The organism is Cohnella xylanilytica (genome assembly GCF_014212175.1).
In the GTDB taxonomy this organism is placed as follows: Bacteria; Bacillota; Bacilli; order Paenibacillales; family Paenibacillaceae; genus Cohnella; species Cohnella xylanilytica.
Genome location: NZ_JACJVR010000079.1, coordinates 77,194 through 95,509, shown reverse-complemented (window position 1 = coordinate 95,509; position 18,316 = coordinate 77,194). Strand labels below are relative to the sequence as shown.

Sequence of the window (18,316 nt, the reverse complement as noted above, 5' to 3'; positions counted from 1 at the left end):
TCATGGGAAAGAGGATATGGTCTTAATTTTGTTCAGTTTTGGTACAGTTGCTCCCCCTATAATTCTTTTTTGGTGATTCATTAGTACGTTTTGACTAGAGAAAAGGCAGGAGAAGGGAGCGACACAAGAATGAATACAGCAAGATTAAAGTCCTACTTGAAGGGAGGACGAAGCGGCAAGCGTTGGTTCAACGCCGCGATGGCGTTGTTGATCGCGGGCTCCGGCTTCGCGGCGACGCCGCCGGGCCGAGCAAGCGCAGCGGACGACACGGTGACCGTCGATCCGAGCAAGACCTACATCTCGCTTAAGAATGCCGACTTCGGGAGCGGCAACCCTCTTGTTGGCGATAAGGCGAGTATTGTGTGGAACAATAAAACGAACTTCAGCGGAACGCTGAAGCAGTACGGAACCGCCGAGGCTGGCAGTCTGGTATATAATTACGGTACGACAAGCGGTACCTCAAGCCAGCCGAATTACTCGGCGAACGATTTAAAGACACCTGGGGGAGCTACAAGCATCGGATTCCAGAACTTTGGTCGCGATCTTGTTCGCCTGGCGACGACCAAGGGGAACTCCTTCGGGAGCTTGTTCAATAAAAATCGCGTTACGCTGTCCGACAATCGTTCGTTCAGCACCTACTTCAGCTTCAAGATGGAACAGGGCTCCCAAGCGGATGGAATCGTCTTCGTCGTACAGACAGCTTCCAACGAGGCGGGCGCCAGCGGCGGCGGGCTCGGATATTCCGGCGTTCAGAAGAGCATCGGGGTCGAATATGACACTTACTATAATAGCGACCGGAGCGATCCAAAACCATTTGGAACTACTAATGGGGACGGGTCTACGAAGGGTTCCCATGTCGCCGTCGACCTTGATGGAGACGTGACTCACAATTCCTCCAATAATGGGGGAATCCAAGAAGGCCGGAATATCGCTAATCTTGACATCGGCGAGATGTCGCTCGCGCAGAACGATCCAGCTACGTCCTTCCACTCCTGGATCGACTATGACGGGATTAAGAAGCAACTGCGGGTATACTTGATCCGCAAGAACACAGACGGCACCTATCTGGCTCCCGTGGTCGATAAAGGACAATTGGTGACCGAAGGAACTGGCACAGGGAAAAGGGTTAAGACAGTACTGCTCAAGGAATTCCCGTCTTTGAGCGGAGATGAACTTGTGGCACCGCTTAATGAAGGCACAGGCAACTTCACGATCAAGCCGATCATTACCGACAACAATGACTTGTCCGGCCGTCTTCTTCAAGACGACGTGTTCATCGGGTTTACTGCAGCTACTGGAGGAGCGAACCAGTATCACGATATCTACTCGTGGCACTTCAATAACTACAGCGGCCTTATCGTGCCGGGCGCTCCGGCTTCGCCGGATCAGAAGGTAGAACTGGCTCCAACCCAGATCTCGATTACGAAAGAGCCGTTGGTACGTAACGGTCAGAACGTCAATTTTACATTAAAAAACAACGATCCATTGATGCCAAACGGCACAACGCCGCAATACGGCGGGTCAACGCAATTACAAGGAATCATTGCCACAGGAGCTAGCGCGCCCGTAAGCGCGGAAGTGAAAACGATTGACGGCAATTTGATCGCTGGTTATCCGGTTACATTCTCTCTGTACTACATTGAAGACTACACTACGGTCCAGATCGGCAGCGGAAGAACTGTATCCGCGGCGACTCAGGTAGACGACGAAGACCTCTATCTGACGGCTAAAGACTACTCGGTCAAAACCAGTAGATATGAGCGCAACGGCAAAACAGTCGTCGTTCGCGAGATCACGGTACCGACGGACGCGAAGGGTGTCGCCACGGTTGATGTGTGGAACTTAGGCGACTATCCGCACTTGACGAACGTCAAAGCGAGAATCGGCGGGGTGCTGGACGGCAAGACCTACGGTGGAGGTAATTTCGATACCGCGCCTATCCTGTTCGCCGACCCGGTCGCTCCGAAGGTCGTGAAAGCAGAGGTCGGTCCGGATCGCCATACGGTTGATGTGACTCTGGACATGCCTGTCGACTACGATCCGACCAACGCGGGCGGGTTCTATCTGGATATTAGCGGCGGCAACGGGGATCCGGTGCTGGTTCCGCTCAAAGTCGCGGATCATGCCAAGGATGCTTCCGGGGAGGACGATCCTTTCCGGTTGAAATTGGAGATCGATCCCGATGCACAGGACTATCCTAAGAATCTTCCAAGAGATTACGTCATTCCGCCGAATACGAATCCTCCTTTGATTTATGATCAAGATAAAGGTTCAGTAAAAGGAGCGGGTTTGGGCGGCCTGCCGCTTGAGAGCTTCCCGGTTGCCGGGGATCCGGATTCGGGCGTACCGGTCCAGAACCGATTCGCTCCACAGGATCTTGAAGTCGTGAACGATCAAGATCGGAACAAGATCGAGATCGAATTCCCGGCCGCCATTAAGGCGCCGACAAGCGCGGTCCTGTCCGCCTTCGCGGTAACGATCGACGACGGAACTCCAGAGACAGTGAATTTGAATGACCAGAACGCGGCGGTCGAATTCGATCCCGAACATCCCGACAAGCTGACGATCCGGCTCACGAACGGCGAGAAGATTCCGCTGAATGCGAAGGTCTCGCTCACTTACGCGCCGGAGCTTCTGAATGATACGGACCGAATCGTCAAGATCGAGGACGGTTCCAAGCTCGATGCGTTCGTGAACGATCCGGTGAGAAATCAGATGAAGCCGGTAAGTGCTGCAGTGGTAGACGATTCCGAGCGCAACAAGGTGAAGGTCGTCTTCGAAAACCCGCTGGACGCAGACGCCGTAAGCAAAAGCGCCAATGCGTTCTCGTTCAACATCGACGGCATTGACCAGCCGATTCCGGCAATCGGAGCGTCTTTGGATGGTACCGATCCGACCAACAAGACGGTCATCCTGACTCTTGGCAACGGACTGCCGGCAGGAGGAGTTCCCGTCCTTCCTAGCAATGCCGCCAAGACGAACATTACGTTGAATTACGAGACGAACAAGAAGGATTCTTCCGACGCGATGATCGACGTTCGGGAGACGGGGGCGGACGCCCGAAGCCTGGGCTGGCTGGACGCCTTCGAAGTGGAAAACCAGAAGGGGTTGCATCCGACGGCAGCCGCGGTCGCGAGCGATCGCAACGAGGTTATCGTGAAGTTCCCTGAGGCCGTGACGATCACCGGTTCTCCGAAGCTCGAGATCGTTATCGATACGGGAGACGGGGATCCGAAGACGGTGGCAGCGACGGTTAAAGACGGTAGCGCCACGAACACGTTGAAGCTTCAGTTGGCGGACAATGTTCAAGTGCCGCCGGGAGCAAAGGTAAGCCTGAACTACGCGATCGATTCGATCGGAAGCATTGTCAGCTCCGAGGACCCGCAGCTTGTTCAGCGCCCGCTGACCGGCTTCCCGGTTAGCAACGTCTTCGTGACGATCGACAGCCCGGCTAACGGCTCGACCGTAGCCGAGGTACGTAGCATTAAGGGAGCAAGCGAACCGGGTTCGAATGTAGAGGTTCAAGTAACCGATAGCTCCAATGAGATTCAAGGGACCTTAAAGGTCGAAGAGGACGGAAGCTGGATCTGGACTCCGGTATCGACCATCGATAGCGAGGGGAATTACAACGTCCGTGCGACCGCGACAGGTCCGTTGGGCGCGACGGCTGAAGCTGAAGGCACGTTCGCGGTTCAAGCAGCACCTGCGAACAACGAACCGGCAGCGAAAGACGCGGAAGTAACCGCGACGAAGCATCAGCCGCTGCAAGGCCAACTGACGGGTACGGATGCGGATGAAGATCCGTTGACGTACGCGGTGGCCAAGGAGCCGGAGCACGGTAAGGTCGTGATCGATCCGGACACCGGAAAGTTCACGTATACGCCTAATGAAGGCTATACGGGACCGGACAGCTTCACGTTCACGGTGAACGACGGGCAAGCGACCTCGGCTCCGGGTACCATCTCGATCACGGTAACGGAAGCGGAAGTGCCAAACCGCGAACCGATCGCGAACGGCAAAAACGTAACCGCGACGAAGGATCAGCCGCTGCAAGGTCAACTGACGGGTACGGATGCCGATGAAGATCCGTTGACGTACGCGGTGGCCAAGGAGCCGGAGCACGGTAAGGTCGTGATCGATCCGGACACCGGAAAGTTCACGTATACGCCTAATGAAGGCTATACGGGACCGGACAGCTTCACGTTCACGGTGAACGACGGGCAAGCGACCTCGGCTCCGGGTACCATCTCGATCACGGTAACGGAAGCGGAAGTGCCAAACCGCGAACCGATCGCGAACGGCAAGAACGTAACCGCGACGAAGGATCAGCCGCTGCAAGGCCAATTGACGGGTACGGATGCCGATGAAGATCAGCTGACGTACGCAGTAGATAAGCAACCGGAACACGGTAAGGTTGTCATTGATCCGGACACCGGAAAGTTCACGTATACGCCTAATGAAGGCTACACGGGACCGGACAGCTTCACGTTCACGGTGAACGACGGACAAGCGACGTCGGCTCCGGGCACCGTCTCGATCGACGTGCAGGAGGCACCTGTTCAATACACGATCGATTTGAAGGCGACTCCGGATCGCATCGTGGCGAATGGCAAGTCCCAATCGATCCTGACCGCTATCGTGAAGGATAAGGACGGCAACCCGGTCTCGGGAGTGCCGGTGGACTTTACGACGGCGCCGTACGGGCACTTCGTGGACGAGAAGGGCGTCGCGCTTGAGGCTCCGGTAGTCACGACAGTGAACGGAGTCGCTACGATCCGTTATCAATCCGAGAAAACGAACAGCAAAGAACCGGTTACGATTCAATTGCAGGCGAGCGTCAACGATCCGGTACACGGGCTGCAAGGACGCGCGGGCATCGAACTGTATCTGGAGCCGGCGGTCATCGCAGGGGTCATCACGAATACGAACCCGTCGACCAGGGACGCTGAACCGGTAGCGGGAGCTACGGTAACGATCCGAGACGATGAAGGGAATATCGTCGCTACCGTGACAACGGCCGGTGACGGAAGTTACTCCGTTCCGATTACGGACGGGAACCGGAACTACTGGGCCGAGATCACCAGAACCGTCGGGACCGGGGATCAAACCCGTACGATCGTTTACAAACAGAAAGTCAGCGTGAACGAGGAGATTACCGGCGAAGGTCAAGTCTTCCCGTCCAGCCAGACGATTACGGGTATTGTCGGAGCCGAGGGGGCTGGCGGCAAACTCCTGCCGATCCAATTCGGAAGCGTCGGTACCCCTGAAGGCAATCAAGGCGCCGCTCCGGCATTCAAGGCTTATTTGGTTAAGCCGGACGGAACGTACGTCGATGCCGCGGGATACGCGCTAAGCGCGGACGGAGTCTTCGTGGCGGACGGATTGCCTGTCGATCCGAGCATCGTCTACGGTCTGGAGATTCGTTACGAATACGATGTGAAGCTGCCGGACGGGAAAGTCGTCAGGGATTCGGTTGTCCTTAATAAAAAGAAAAACGGATCGTTCCCGGAACTGACGGTCGGACGGCAAGGCGAGATGAACATCAACGAAGAGTTGATCGACCCGTTCGGCATCATAACGGATGCGAAGACGGGCCTTCCGATCAAGGATGCGAAGGTCGTCCTGACGTACTCCAATACGAAGCGCAACAAGGATAAGAAGATCGTACCGGGCACGCAGGTCGTGCTGCCGAAGCTCCCGGGCTTCGCGCCTAGCGACAATGCCAACCCGCAGTATAGCGATGCCCTCGGCAATTATGCCTTCATGGTATACGGGGATACGGACTATACGATCACGGCGACGCGCGCAGGGTACAAGACTTATAAGAGCACCAATATCGAGGTTAACGACGCGATCGTGCATTGGGATTTCTCCATGCAGCCGATCGGATCGGGCGGCGGATCCGGCGGCGGATCGTCCGGAGGAACCGATCCGGGCACCCCGACGACGGAGAAGCCGGAAGAGCCGAAGGACGTCGATTCGAACGTCACGTTGAACGTGTCGGTGGATCGCAGCACCTATCAAGAGAATAGCCAAGCGACGGTCGTCGTCTCGTACACCAATGGAGCGAACGCGATCCTGCACCAAGGCAAGGTAACGCTGACGCTGCCGGAAGGCGCCGTGGTACTGGATGCCGCAGGCGGAACCGTCGAAGGCAACGCCATCGTTTGGACGGTCGAGGAACTTGCAGCCGGCCAGACGATCAACAAAAACGTGAAGATTCAATTCCCGTCGATCGATGTTAGCGGGAAGACCGTAGAGCTGAAGGGGCAGTTCGCTTCCGAAGGCAAGGCGGTTCATCCGGAGAACGCGGCGGCATCCGTCAAGGTTCTTCTGTTCTCGAACCGGTTCGGAGAGATCAGCCACGAGCGCTACATTCTCGGCTATCCGGACGGCACCTTCAAGGCGCAGCGCTCCTTGACGCGGTCCGAGTTGGCCGCCATCGTGGCGCGTCTGATCAACGGAGGGAACACGGACAAGAAGGCATCGTATTCGGACGTATCGAATCAACACTGGGCTAGCGGATACATCAGCATCGCGACGGAGAACGGCATTTTCACGGGATATGAAGACGGACGGTTCCGTCCGGACCAAGCCGTGACCCGCGAAGAGCTGGCCGCGGTTATGGTACGGTACTTGAAGCTCGAAGCGCCGGCTTCGATCTCGAATCACTTCTCCGATACGGCCGGACGCTGGTCCTCCGCCGCGATCGAAGCTCTCTATCGCAACGGAATGATTCAAGGTTACGTAGACGGCACGTTCCATCCGGACAACGAGATCACGCGTCTGGAAGCCGTCGTGCTGATCAACCGCATGTTGTTCCGCGGTCCTCTGGCGGATGCGCCGCAATCGTTCCCCGACTTCCCGGCCGCCAAGTGGGGCTTCGGAGACGTGGAAGAAGCGACGGTATCCCACGATGCGACCCGGAATGAAGACGGAAGCGAGAAGTTCGTCAAGCAGCGGGAAGATAATGTTCATTAACCTGTATTAGAGTTACAGCAGCTGACGAGACAAGCCCGGCCCCTTCCGAGGAGCCGGGCTTGTCCGTTTACGGCGGCGCAAAATAGAAAAATAGAAGGTTCACGAGGATCAAAAATCGCGCCGAAAAATGGATGCTAGGATAGGGGTGAGACCAAGAGGAAAAGGGGACGCTAAGAAGACGCAAGCGTTAGGACGATGACCGGCCTTCATTTCATTCCGGGGCAAAACGTGTTACACTAGCGGCATAATAACACCGGAAGAGCACGGAGAACGAGAAGAGGATTAACGATGAAGGATTCCCTATACGGATTAACGCTGGATCGGCTCGCCGCGTGGCTTGAAGAGCGCGGCCAGAAGAAGTCCCGCGCCTCGGCGGTCTGGGAGGCCCTGTACCGCCGGCGGGTGACGAGCTACGAGCAGATGACCGAAGCGCGGCCCGAATGCGTCGCGTTGCTCGAAGACCAGTATGTCATCCATACGATGACCGAACATACGAGGCAGGAGTCGGCGGACGGGACCGTGAAGTACCTGTTCAAGCTTCGGGACGGCAACCTGATCGAGACGGTGCTGATGCGCCACAAGTTCGGCCTCTCCGTGTGCGTCACGACGCAGGTCGGGTGCAACATCGGGTGCAGCTTCTGCGCGAGCGGCCTGCTGGCCAAGAGCCGGGATCTGTCCGCCGGCGAGATCGTCGAGCAGATTATGAACGTCCAGCATGATCTGGACCGGGCGGGGCAGGGCGAGAGGGTGACCCACATCGTCGTGATGGGCATCGGCGAGCCGTTCGACAACTACGACAACATGGCGGATTTCATCCGGATCGTGAAGGATCCCAAGGGTCTGGCCATCGGACCGAGGCATATTACCGTATCGACGAGCGGGTTGGCGGGGAAAATCCGGGAGTTCGCGGACAGCGACCTGCAGGTGAACCTGGCGGTCTCCTTGCACGCGCCCAACAACGAGCTGCGCACGCGGATCATGAAGATCAACCGCGCCATTCCGATCGAGAAGCTCATGGAGTCGATCGATTACTACCTGGAGCGCACGAACCGGAGGCTGACGATCGAGTACATCCTGCTCAAGGACGTGAACGACCGCAGGGAGCATGCGCTGGAGCTGGCCGAGCTGATCGGCGAGAAGCGGCGTCCGCTCGTGAACGTGAACTTGATTCCGTACAATCCCGTTGACGAGCACAGTCAGTACCAGAGAAGCGAGCAGGAGTCCATCCGGGCGTTCTACGACGCGCTCAAGAAGCAAGGCGTCAGCTGCAGCGTCCGCCTGGAGCACGGGACGGACATCGACGCCGCCTGCGGACAGCTCCGCAGCAAGCAGATCCGGGCTTCTAGGGACGAAGCGAAGGCGGCATCGGTATAAGATCGCGGCGGAATATTGCGGAAAAGCATAGAAGGGGCGTCTCCCAAGGCCGTATCGAGCCTTGAGGGACGCCCCTTCCGTCTATCCGATCGACGCGCCGTCATTCCGTCGCTTCCCGCCGCACGCTCCCCTTAGGAAGCAGGCGGCGGAAGAGAAGCCTCAGAAGAGGCGGAACGGCGAAGAAGATGAACCAGGTGCGGAACAGCTGGTAGCAACTGACGATCGCGACGTCGGCATGAATCTCCTTCGCGATGATCCCCATCTGGTCCATGCCGCCGGGAGCCAAGCTGAGGAAGGCAGTCGACGGCGATATCGGGTGGAGCCGCGTCAGCAGCAGACAGAGGCCGAACGAGCCGGCCAGCAGCACGGCTCCGCTCAATACGGCGAGCGTCGCGATCCGGACTTTGTTCTTCAGCCCCTCCGGCCTGAGCAGCAGTCCGACGTACGTGCCGATCGAGAGCTGGGAGGCGTCCAGTACGCCGGCCGGCAGCGAGGGGCCGTGCACGCCCGAGAGATGAAGGGCGGCCGTGACGATCATCGGTCCCAGCAGATAAGCGGATGGGAACTTGATTCTCTTCAGCAGCACGGCGACCCCCGTGCAGACGACGGCGAACAGGAGGATAGCGGGGAACAGTCCGCCCCAGTCGCCCCAGTCGCCCCAGTTGGCCCAGCCGGCCCAGCCGGCCCAGCCGGCCCAGCCGGATGCGCCCGCGGTACCCGCTGCCATCGCGGCCGAATCGCCGCCCGCGGCGATCGCCGTATCCGCGGCGTTCACCGCATTCGCGGTACCCGCCGCTGCGGACTCCGCTCCGAAGGAGGAGACGAACAGCGGGCTGAACACCAGCAGCGGGACGAAGAAAATAATCATCATGAGCCGGGTCACCTGCAGGAACGTGACGACCGTCAAGTCGACTCCCTTCGTGTCCTCCGCCAGAAGGATCATCTGCGACAGGCCGCCGGGAATGCTGCCCATCAGCACGGTCGGCAGCGGCAGGCCGGCCAGCTTCGCCACCGTCCAGGCGATCAGCGCGCTGAACAGAAGCAGCAGCGCCGTCATCAGAATCATGGTCGGCAGCTGGCGTCCCATCTCGACGAGAGTATCCATCGTGAACGTCAGCCCGATCGAGTACCCGATGGCGATCATCGCCGCGTCCCGCAAGGCGGAAGGCCATCGCGGCTTGAAGCCCCGCCCCTTAGGCAGCCTGGACCCGGCGAAGGCGAGCGCCATCGGCCCGAGCAGCCACGGAAGAGGGGAGCCGATCGCCGAGAACAGCGCTCCCCCCGCCAGGGCGAGGGCGAGCGTAAGGCCGAACCGCATCATGCCTGGCCGGCCAGCTCGGCGATTCGCTCGTTCGCCTCTTCCCGCCAGAGGCCTCCGTGATAGCAGATGACGTTCTCGATATCGAAGGCCGCGTATCTCCGCAGCGACTTCAGCGCCTGCTCCATATCGGGCGTATTGGCGGGATTCGGTCCGGCCAGCCGTCCCTCCGCGACGACCAAGGAGTCCGCGGCGATCAGCGTCTTGCTGGCGCGGTGGTACAAAGCGACATGCCCGGGCGTATGGCCCGGCGTGTGGATGACGGTCAGCCCGCCGCCGAACGGCAGCGTCTCCCCGTCGACCAGCAGCCGGGTCACGTTAGGGCCGGAAGGGTGCGCGAACGTCTTCTCGAACGCGGCGCGCAGAGGTTCGGGCAGGGAAGGGAGAAGCTGCTCCCGTCTCTGCGGCGTGAACTTGAGGAACGGCGCTTGGCCGTCGATGGCGTCCCGGTCCCCTTCATGCGCGTAGACCGGCAATCCTTCCCCGGCCGCGCCAAGCCACTCCGGCAGGCCGCCGACATGGTCGATATCCTGATGGGTCAGAACGACGGCGCTCGGATCGCCCTCCGGGACGCCCGCCTGCTTCGCCTGCTCCCGAATGGCGGCCGAACAGCCCGGCATTCCCGTGTCGATCAGGACCCAGGAGTCCGAATCGTAAACGACCGTCGGGTGAAGCTTCATCGTCCGCTCCCCGGCTCCGACGGTTATCTCCAGCATCTCGATTCCTTCCGCGATTCTCATCCTTCGCGATGCCCCGCCGCATGCGCTGCCGACCGGGCATCGGCACCTCCTTCGTATCCGATTCTAGAACTCACGAGTTCAATATAGAACTTATGAGTTTCGTTGTCAACCCGCACCCGTTGACCGTGCCTTCGTCCCATGTCAAGATAAGGGAGGGGTGAACGGCGATGGACGAAGCGAGAAGAAGAAAGATATTGGACGAAGCCATGGACCTGTTCCGCAAGAAGGGCTACAGCGCCGCTTCCATGCAGGAGATCGCCGAGGCGTGCGGCATGGCCAAGGCCAGCATTTATAAATTTTTCCCCTCCAAGGAAGATCTGTTCACGGCGGCGTTCGTCGACTGCCATCGAACCCTTCTGGAGCGGGCGAACGAGCTGGACCGTTCCGGCTCCGAGCTGCGTCTGCCTCCGAGAGAGAGGCTGAGACGGAAGATCGAATTCCAGCTGTTCTACACGGTGGAGAACCACTTGTTCATGATCGACTTCCGGGAGCTTCCGATCACGTCCAACGAGAACTTCGCAGCCGCATGGAAAAGAAAAAAAGCCGCGCTCCTCGCCTGGCGCAAGGAGCTGCTTCTGGAGGCGTACGGGGAGCGGATCGAGCCCTTCGTCTGGGACGCGGTGGCGATCTTCCGGGGGATTCTGTTCGAATACTTGGGCTATGTCATCCAGAAGGTGATCGCCGTGCCGATCCCTGAGTTGGCCGCTTACATCGTCGACCGGATGGACGCCGTGACGGAGGATCTCGCGCGCTCGAACGCGAAGCCGATTCTGAACGAGGCCAGCGCCTACTATCATCATCTGAATCCGAGCGATCCGCTTGTCCGCCAGGGGACGGCGATGCAGTTCCTCCAATCGCTCGACGAGAAGATTGGGGAGCTGCCGAAGGACGAAGAGGCGCGCGGCGAGCTTCGGGAGGTCGTCGGCCTGCTTCGGAAGGAGGCCGGGGCGGACGCCCCGAATCCCACTCTGATTCGCGTTCTCTCCTCGTACCTCGAATCCGTTCCGGAGCTGCGTCCCTACGTCCGCCAGTTGAATCTGATGCTGAGCTGACGCGATACCTGACACCCGACAACTGCGCGATATTGACGCGAGACCGCCCGAGCGACCGGCTTGGGCGGTCTCGCGTCTTTGCCGCCCGCGATTCGCGGCGCCGCCGGGCCGGAGACGATCCCAACACCGGTGAACGAGGTATCCTGAAGGGACGCCAAGGCAATAATGGTTCCCATTACGGAATCCGACGGGAGATGGGGCGCGGCATGAACGAGAACCTTCGCTTTCAGCCCGGGTTGCTATCCAACATAGAAGCCATTAAAGAGCGCACGGGCGGCAGCGACGATCTGATCGTCCGCCGGTTCCGGACGGGAGAAGACTCCGTTCAAGAGTTCGCGCTCGTTTACATGGACGGTCTCGCGGACGAGAAGTCCCTTCACCGCTTCGTGATGGAGCCCCTAATGGCGTTCGGGGCCGCGTCCGCCATCGCCCGGTCCGGGGAACCCGGGCTGCTCGGACGGCTGAAGGATTCCGTACTGGCGGTGGGGCAGATTCGCGAAGTATTCGATGCGGGCGAAGCCGCGAATTCCCTGATGGAAGGAAGCGTTATCGTTCTGGCGGAGGGCTTCGGACAGGCGCTGGGAATCTCCGTGCCGGGCTGGGAGCACCGCGGCGTGACGGAGCCGACGAACCAGACCGTCATTCGGGGGCCCAAGGAGGCGTTCACGGAGGAGATCCGAGTCAACTCCTCCTTGATTCGGCGCATCGTCAAGAATCCCGACCTGGTGCTAAAGAGCAGGAAGATCGGACAGGAGACCAAGACGAACGTCTCCGTGATGTACATCCGGGGAATCGCCGACGAGCGGGCGGTGGAAGAAGTCCACCGGCGCCTGAATACGATCGATACGGACGCCATTCTCGAGAGCGGATATATCGAGGAGTTCATCCAGGACGAGGCGTACACGATCTTCCCGACGATCCAGAACACGGAGAGGCCCGACGTCGTCGCCCGGGGCGCTGCTGGAAGGGCGGGTAGCCATCCTGATCGACGGGACTCCGCACGTGCTGATCGTGCCCGCCTTGTTCGTCCAATTTTTCCAGGCGGCCGAGGACTACTACCAGCGAGCGGATATCAGCACGCTGCTTCGGGGGCTCCGCTACTTCGGGCTGTTCGTCGCGGCGCTGGCTCCGGCGTTGTATATCGCGATTACGACGTTCCACCAGGAGATGCTGCCGACCCAGCTGCTGATCAGCCTCGCCGCGCAGCGGGAAGGCGTGCCGTTCCCCGCCTTCATCGAAGCCTTGATCATGGAGGCCACCTACGAGATTCTTCGGGAGGCGGGCATCCGCATGCCGAGGGCGGTCGGGCAGGCCGTCTCCATCGTGGGCACGCTCGTGATCGGGCAGGCGGCCGTGGAAGCGGGCATCATCTCCGCGAGCATGATCATCGTCGTCTCGATAACGGCCATCTCCAGCTACGTCATTCCCGAGTTCGACATGTCGATCGCCGTGCGGATTACCCGCTTCCTCTTCATGGGGCTCGCCGCCGCGTTCGGCCTGTTCGGCATCTTCGTCGGCATGAACGCGCTGCTGCTGCATCTGACCAGCCTCCGGTCCTTCGGGGTGCCGTACATGGCGCCGGTAGGTCCCTTCCTTGTCAGCGACCAGAAGGACGTCATTCTCCGCGTCCCCCACCCCGGCATGAAGAAGCGGCCCGGCGTCTTCGCCAACCGGAACCGGATTCGCCGGGGACTCGGACGCCGGGGACGCGGACCTGCGCCATGAGCCGCGGAAGGCGGGCGGTCGCCGCGGCCTGCGCGTCGCTCCTCGCGCTCCTTCTGGCGGGCTGCTGGGACAGGCGGGAGCTCAACGAGCTGGGCATCTCCATGGCGATGGGGATCGACAGGGCCGGAGATCAATACGAGGTGACGGTCCAGGTGGTCCAGCCGGGTGAAGTGACGCAGAAGGACGGGCAGAGCGGCCGCGCTCCCGTCACGGTCTACAAGGCTTCGGGGGCGACGCTCTTCGAAGCCCTTCGCCGAATGACGAACGACAGCCCGCGGAAGATCTATTCCTCCCATCTCCGGTTCGCCATCTTCGGGGAAGAGGCGGCCCGTCAAGGAATCGGGGACGCCCTGGACCTCCTGTCCCGGGACAATGAGCTTCGGACGGACTTCTATCTTCTGGTCGCCAAAGGGACGACCGCGGAGAACGTGCTCGACATCTTGACGCCTATGGAGAAGATTCCGGCCAACAAGGTGTACCGTTCGATCGATATGTCGGAGCGGAACGGGGGCTTCACGGCCGCCGTGTCGCTTGACGAATTCATCTCGGTGTACGTGAGCGACGGCAAGGAACCGACGGTCGGCGGCGTCGAGGTGGCCGGCAGCGACGAAGCCGGCCGATTCCGGGAGAACGTGAAGACGATCCGTCCGGCGGCGAGGATCCTGAACGCCGGGCTGGCGGTGTTCCGGGAGGATAAGCTGGTCGGTTGGTTGAACGAGGCCGAGAGCAGGGGCTATAACATCGTCGTCGGGAACGTGAAGAAGGCGGTCGACCATGTCGCTTGTCCCCAAGGCGGCAACGTAGCGCTGGAATGGGTGGACTCGACGTCGAAGCTTCGCGGCTCCGTCCGGAACGGGGCTCCGCGTCTGAAGGTCGACGTGCGGGTCGAGGAGAATATCGGCGAGGTTCAATGCGCGCTGGACCTGAACCGATCGTCCGACATCCGGGAGCTGGAGCGGAGGGCGGAGCAGAGGGTGGAGGAGCTCGCGCGGCAAGCGGTCGAGGCGATGCAGAAGACGTACGGCTCGGACGTCTTCGGCTTCGGCGAAGCGATCCACCGTAGCGATCCCCGCGCCTGGAGATCGCTCAAGAAGGATTGGGAGGAAGCGTTCAAGAGCGCCCGCGTCGACGTGAAGGCGACCGTGAAGATTCGCCGCAGCGGAACGATCGTGGACTCCATGCGCAAGAAGAAGGGGGAATGACGGCGGGTGATCAGGATCATCGGAATCTTGCTGGTCGGCGCCGCCTGCGCCTTCATCGAGATCCCCGCTCTCCGCGGCCGGAAGAAGGAGCTCTGGGTATTCTCGCTCCTCTTGGCGTTCGGGGTCGCCTCGGGCATCGCCTCGGCCCTGCATGTTCCCCTCCCGAATCCGTTGGATTGGATCGCGGCCGTCTTCCGGCCGTTCGCCCGGGGAGCGGGGCGATGAACCCCCGGAGCGGGATACTCACCGGGAGGACCGAAGGAGGCGAGAACGATGCAGACGAATGGGCATATATCCGAACGCCAATTGATGGTTCTTACGTTCCTCTACACGATCGGCACGACCGTTCTGATCGTCCCGTCGGGTTTGGCGGCGACGGCCCGCCAGGACGCCTGGCTCGGGGCGCTGGCCGGCATCTTCTTCGGCGGGGCGATACTCGGGCTGTACGTGGCCCTGTGGCGGGTGTTCCCGGGACTTACGCTGGTCGGCATCTGCGAAGCGGCGCTCGGAAGGTGGCTGGGAGGAGGCGTGGCGCTGCTGTTCGTCTTCGGCTCGTTCGTCGGGGCGGCGACCGTTCTATATTACGTCGGCAACTTTTTCAACATCCATTTTATCCCTCATACCCCGATCTCGTTCATCAACGCCCTGTTCGCCGTCGTCGTGGTCATGGGCGTCCGGATGGGGCTCGAGTCCATCTCCCGGACGGCGGAGCTGATGCTCCCCTGGTTCCTCATTCTGTTCGTCGTGCTTCTGGCCACCTTGACCCCCGAGGTCAAGCCCCATAACCTGCAGCCCGTTCTGGAGTCGGGAATCGGGCCCGTGCTGTGGGCGGGCTTCTCGTTCGCGGGAACGGCCTACCTGCCCGTCGTCTTCCTGTTCTCGGTTCTGCCCCGCGTCCGCAATCCCAAGAAGGCCCGGAAATGGTTCGTCTCCGGAGCGATCATCGGAGGGGTGTGCGTCTTCCTGGTTACGCTGCTGTGCATTCTGATCCTCGGCCCCGACATTACGTCCCGGAGCATGTTCCCCAGTTACTCTCTGGTCAAGAAAATCAACATCGGCAACTTCCTCCAGCGCATCGAGGCGTTTATGGCCGGATTATGGTTCGTGACGACGTATATCAAAACCACGTTTTACTTCTACGGTTGGGTCGCCGGCTTCTCCGAGATTTTGCGGCTGCGCCGTTACCAAGCCGTTACGCTGCCGTTCGGCCTCCTTCTGGTCGTCTTCTCCGTAATCGTCTATCCCGACGTCGCCTATATGCAGAATTGGGATTCCACCGTGTTTCTTCCTTACATTCTCACGATCGGCTTCTTCATTCCGCTCCTGCTGCTCGGGATCGGCCTGCTGCGAAGGGCCGGGTCGAAGGGCAGCCCCTAATTCCGCCAAAGCGAGGTGGGAACTCTTGGTCAAAAGCGCTTCCAACCCTAACGAGGCCCGGAGATTTAACGTCTACACGGACCTCTACAACATCAACTGCATCTATCTGCGGAGCCCCTGGGTCGTGGCGTGGTGGTCGGCGGCGTTCCCCGGCTTCGGGCATCTGAGTCTGGGCCAATTTTTCAAGGGGTCTCTTCTCTTCGTCTGGGAGATCGTGATCAATACGAACGCCGAGATCAACCGGGCGATGGCGTACTCCTTCACCGGACGCTTCGCGGAGGCCAAGGCCTGTCTGAACCCGAGGTGGCTGCTGCTCTATATTCCCGTCTATCTGTACGCGATCTGGGACAGCTACCGCAAGACGATCGCGCTGAACAAGCACTACTTGCTGGCCGAGAACGAGCAGGCCCCGATCCGGCTGTTCCGAATGAACGGCTTCGGCGTGAACCTGATGGACAAGCGGTCGCCGCAGAATGCGGTCGCTTGGTCCTTGCTGTTCCCCGGGCTGGGCCACTTGTATCTGCACAAAATCCCGATCGGCTTCTTCATGATCGTCTGGTGCATCGTCGTCTCTTATTACTCCCGTATGGTAGAGGTTTGCTACTATCTGCTCGCCGGCATTCCGGGGCAAGGGCTGGCGCTTCTCGATCCGGAGTGGTACTGCTTCTATCCTTCCATGTTCTGCTTCGCGGCTTACGACGCCTACCGGAAGGCGATCGCGAACAACATTCAGTACGGGAAGGAACAGGCCCGTCATCTTCGCGAATCGTATCAGCCCAGAGGCTTCAAGCTGCTGGATCCCGAAGGAAGCGGGGGAGTCTGATTGCACGTCATCTCCACCTTTGAGCATTCGTCGCAATTGGAGCTGGCTATCTTGTCGCTGGAGCAGGACGGAATCGAGCGCGGGAGCATCGCGGCCGTGCCGATGGAGCCGGTAACGGAGAGACCGCCCATCCCGGAGGCGATTCATCGGATGGACGGTTCCAAGTTTTTCGATATCGGGGCCTTGTTGAGCACCGTCTTCTCGGTATTGGGCGCATCGATCGGCTTCCGGCTCCGGTGGGGGCCGATCATCTGGGGGATTATCGGAGTGGCGGCCGGGGTCGCCGCCGCGTTCGTTCTGTGGCGGCTGGCCGGAGGGAAGAGCTCGAGACCGGGGGGCGGCTCCCGTCCGGTCTCGGAGGTCGTGCTCATCGTCCGGTGCGACGAGAGCGAGGCGAAGAGGGTCATCGGAATTCTGAAGAAGTTCTCGGCCGGGCGGATCGGCAAATTAGGCTAGCTGCGGCTCCCGCTTGGAGATGCGGATCGCCATCAGCGCGGCGAACAGGCAGACGGCGCCGGCGGCGACGAACGGAACCGTGTAGGAGCCGAGCCATTCCCTTACGGTGCCGGCCCCGTAAGCGGCCGCGGACGCCCCGATCTGATGGGCGACGACGACCCAGCCGAAGATCATGCCGGACTTCTCCTTGCCGAATTCCCGGGCGGCCAGCTTCACGGTCGGCGGGACAGTAGCGATCCAATCGAGCCCGTAGAAGACGCTGAAGATCATCAGGTTAAGCGGCCCGGAGCCGAGGGCGTACGGCAGGTAGAGCAGGGAGAGGCCGCGGAGGCCGTAATACCAGAACAGCAGCCACCGGCTGTCGAACCGGTCGGACAGCCAGCCCGAGAACGTCGTCCCGAAGAGATCGAAGACGCCCATGAAGGCGAGCAGGCCGGCGGCGGTCACTTCGGCGATGCCGTAGTCGCCGCAGGCGGGAATGAGATGGGTGCCGATAAGGCCGTTGGTAGAGAAGCCGCAGAAGAAGAACGTGCCCGCGAGCAGCCAGAACGTCTTGTTCTTCAAGCCCTCCCCTAGGGCGAGCAGAGGGGCGGAGAAGATGTTCCCCCGGAACGGTGCCGGCTTGCTCTTCTCCTCCGAGCCGTATGGAGCGGCCCCGACGTCGTAAGGGTGATTCCTCATCAGGACGGCTACGAGAATCATCAGGACGACGAGAACGCCCACGGCGGTGTAGACGGAAGTTCTCCATCCGGTCTGCACCGTGATCCGGGCCAGCAGAGGGAGGAACAGAAGCTGGCCCGTCGCGGCGCTGGCGGTCAGGATGCCGACCGCGAGCCCTTTGCGCTTGACGAACCATTGGTTCGCCACCGTCACCCCGAGCACGTTCGCCATCATTCCCGTGCCCAGGCCGGCGACGACTCCCCACAGAATCTCGAACTGCCAGAGAGCCTGCATCCAGGGAGTGACGACCAGGCCCGCCGCCAGCAGCGCCAGCGAGAACACCATGACCCGGCGGATTCCGTACTTGAGGAGCACCGAGGCGGAGAAGGGGCCGACCAGCCCGTACAGGAAGATCCCGATCGAGACGACGCCGGAGATTCCTCCGCGGCTCCAGCCGAATTCTTCCTCGAACGGCAGCATGAAGATGCTTGGCATCGAGCGGATGCCGGCGGAGACGAGCAGGGTAACGAAGGTAACGATCAGGACGACCCAGCCGTAATGCACGCGGGGCTTCGAATTCGTGGACGCCATCGTCGATTCCACTCCAT

12 protein-coding genes and 1 pseudogene are annotated in these 18,316 nt (G+C 60.5%); 10 read left to right on the top strand and 3 right to left on the bottom strand.

The window, feature by feature from the left end; genetic code table 11:
* The first annotated feature begins 129 nt into the window (after nt 1-129).
* Together H7B90_RS20570 and rlmN are read left to right on the top strand one after the other, a co-directional pair.
* Nucleotides 130-6,981 carry an Ig-like domain-containing protein gene (locus H7B90_RS20570; RefSeq protein WP_185137770.1) on the top strand — a complete coding sequence of 2,284 codons (6,852 nt, stop codon included), beginning with the start codon at nt 130-132 and terminating at the stop codon, nt 6,979-6,981.
* A 288-nt stretch (nt 6,982-7,269) separates the two neighbouring features.
* Nucleotides 7,270-8,355, top strand: a complete 1,086-nt coding sequence (gene rlmN / locus H7B90_RS20565) for a dual-specificity RNA methyltransferase RlmN (protein WP_185137769.1) — start codon at nt 7,270-7,272, stop codon at nt 8,353-8,355.
* Nucleotides 8,356-8,455: 100 nt separating this feature from the next.
* On the opposite strand, the gene H7B90_RS20560 is transcribed toward rlmN, so the two are convergent.
* Together H7B90_RS20560 and H7B90_RS20555 are read right to left on the bottom strand one after the other, a co-directional pair.
* Nucleotides 8,456-9,676: an AbrB family protein gene (locus H7B90_RS20560; RefSeq protein WP_260411136.1), complete on the bottom strand. Its 1,221-nt coding sequence runs from the start codon at nt 9,674-9,676 to the stop codon at nt 8,456-8,458.
* Nucleotides 9,673-10,413 (bottom strand): MBL fold metallo-hydrolase, encoded by a 741-nt coding sequence (locus H7B90_RS20555; RefSeq protein WP_185137768.1) that lies wholly within the window; start codon nt 10,411-10,413, stop codon nt 9,673-9,675. Before H7B90_RS20555 ends, H7B90_RS20560 begins: the two co-directional genes overlap by 4 nt.
* 167 nt (nt 10,414-10,580) lie before the next feature.
* Here H7B90_RS20555 and H7B90_RS20550 point away from each other — a divergent pair, with 167 nt between their 5' ends.
* The 8 genes and pseudogenes from H7B90_RS20550 to H7B90_RS20520 all read left to right on the top strand — a co-directional run bounded on the left by H7B90_RS20550 (nt 10,581) and on the right by H7B90_RS20520 (nt 17,048).
* Nucleotides 10,581-11,465 carry a TetR/AcrR family transcriptional regulator gene (locus tag H7B90_RS20550; protein WP_185137767.1) on the top strand — a complete coding sequence of 295 codons (885 nt, stop codon included), beginning with the start codon at nt 10,581-10,583 and terminating at the stop codon, nt 11,463-11,465.
* Nucleotides 11,466-11,659: 194 nt separating this feature from the next.
* Nucleotides 11,660-12,358, top strand: a pseudogene (locus tag H7B90_RS33090) (spore germination protein); the annotation flags it as partial.
* 109 nt (nt 12,359-12,467) lie between these two features.
* Nucleotides 12,468-13,190 (top strand): spore germination protein, encoded by a 723-nt coding sequence (locus H7B90_RS33085; RefSeq protein WP_311772782.1) that lies wholly within the window; start codon nt 12,468-12,470, stop codon nt 13,188-13,190.
* Nucleotides 13,187-14,392, top strand: coding sequence for a Ger(x)C family spore germination protein (locus tag H7B90_RS20540; RefSeq protein WP_185137766.1), 1,206 nt, complete (start codon nt 13,187-13,189; stop codon nt 14,390-14,392). Before H7B90_RS33085 ends, H7B90_RS20540 begins: the two co-directional genes overlap by 4 nt.
* A gap of 6 nt (nt 14,393-14,398) precedes the next feature.
* Nucleotides 14,399-14,617: a hypothetical protein gene (locus H7B90_RS20535; RefSeq protein ID WP_185137765.1), complete on the top strand. Its 219-nt coding sequence runs from the start codon at nt 14,399-14,401 to the stop codon at nt 14,615-14,617.
* A 48-nt stretch (nt 14,618-14,665) separates the two neighbouring features.
* The gene (locus H7B90_RS20530; protein WP_185137764.1) at nt 14,666-15,769 is read left to right on the top strand and encodes a GerAB/ArcD/ProY family transporter; all 1,104 of its coding nucleotides are present in this window, start codon (nt 14,666-14,668) and stop codon (nt 15,767-15,769) included.
* 25 nt (nt 15,770-15,794) lie between these two features.
* Nucleotides 15,795-16,592, top strand: a complete 798-nt coding sequence (locus H7B90_RS20525) for a hypothetical protein (RefSeq protein WP_185137763.1) — start codon at nt 15,795-15,797, stop codon at nt 16,590-16,592.
* Nucleotides 16,593-17,048: a hypothetical protein gene (locus H7B90_RS20520; RefSeq protein WP_185137762.1), complete on the top strand. Its 456-nt coding sequence runs from the start codon at nt 16,593-16,595 to the stop codon at nt 17,046-17,048.
* On the opposite strand, the gene H7B90_RS20515 is transcribed toward H7B90_RS20520, so the two are convergent.
* Nucleotides 17,040-18,299, bottom strand: a complete 1,260-nt coding sequence (locus H7B90_RS20515; RefSeq protein ID WP_185137761.1) for an MFS transporter — start codon at nt 18,297-18,299, stop codon at nt 17,040-17,042. The genes H7B90_RS20520 and H7B90_RS20515 overlap by 9 nt on opposite strands.
* Nucleotides 18,300-18,316 lie beyond the last annotated feature (17 nt).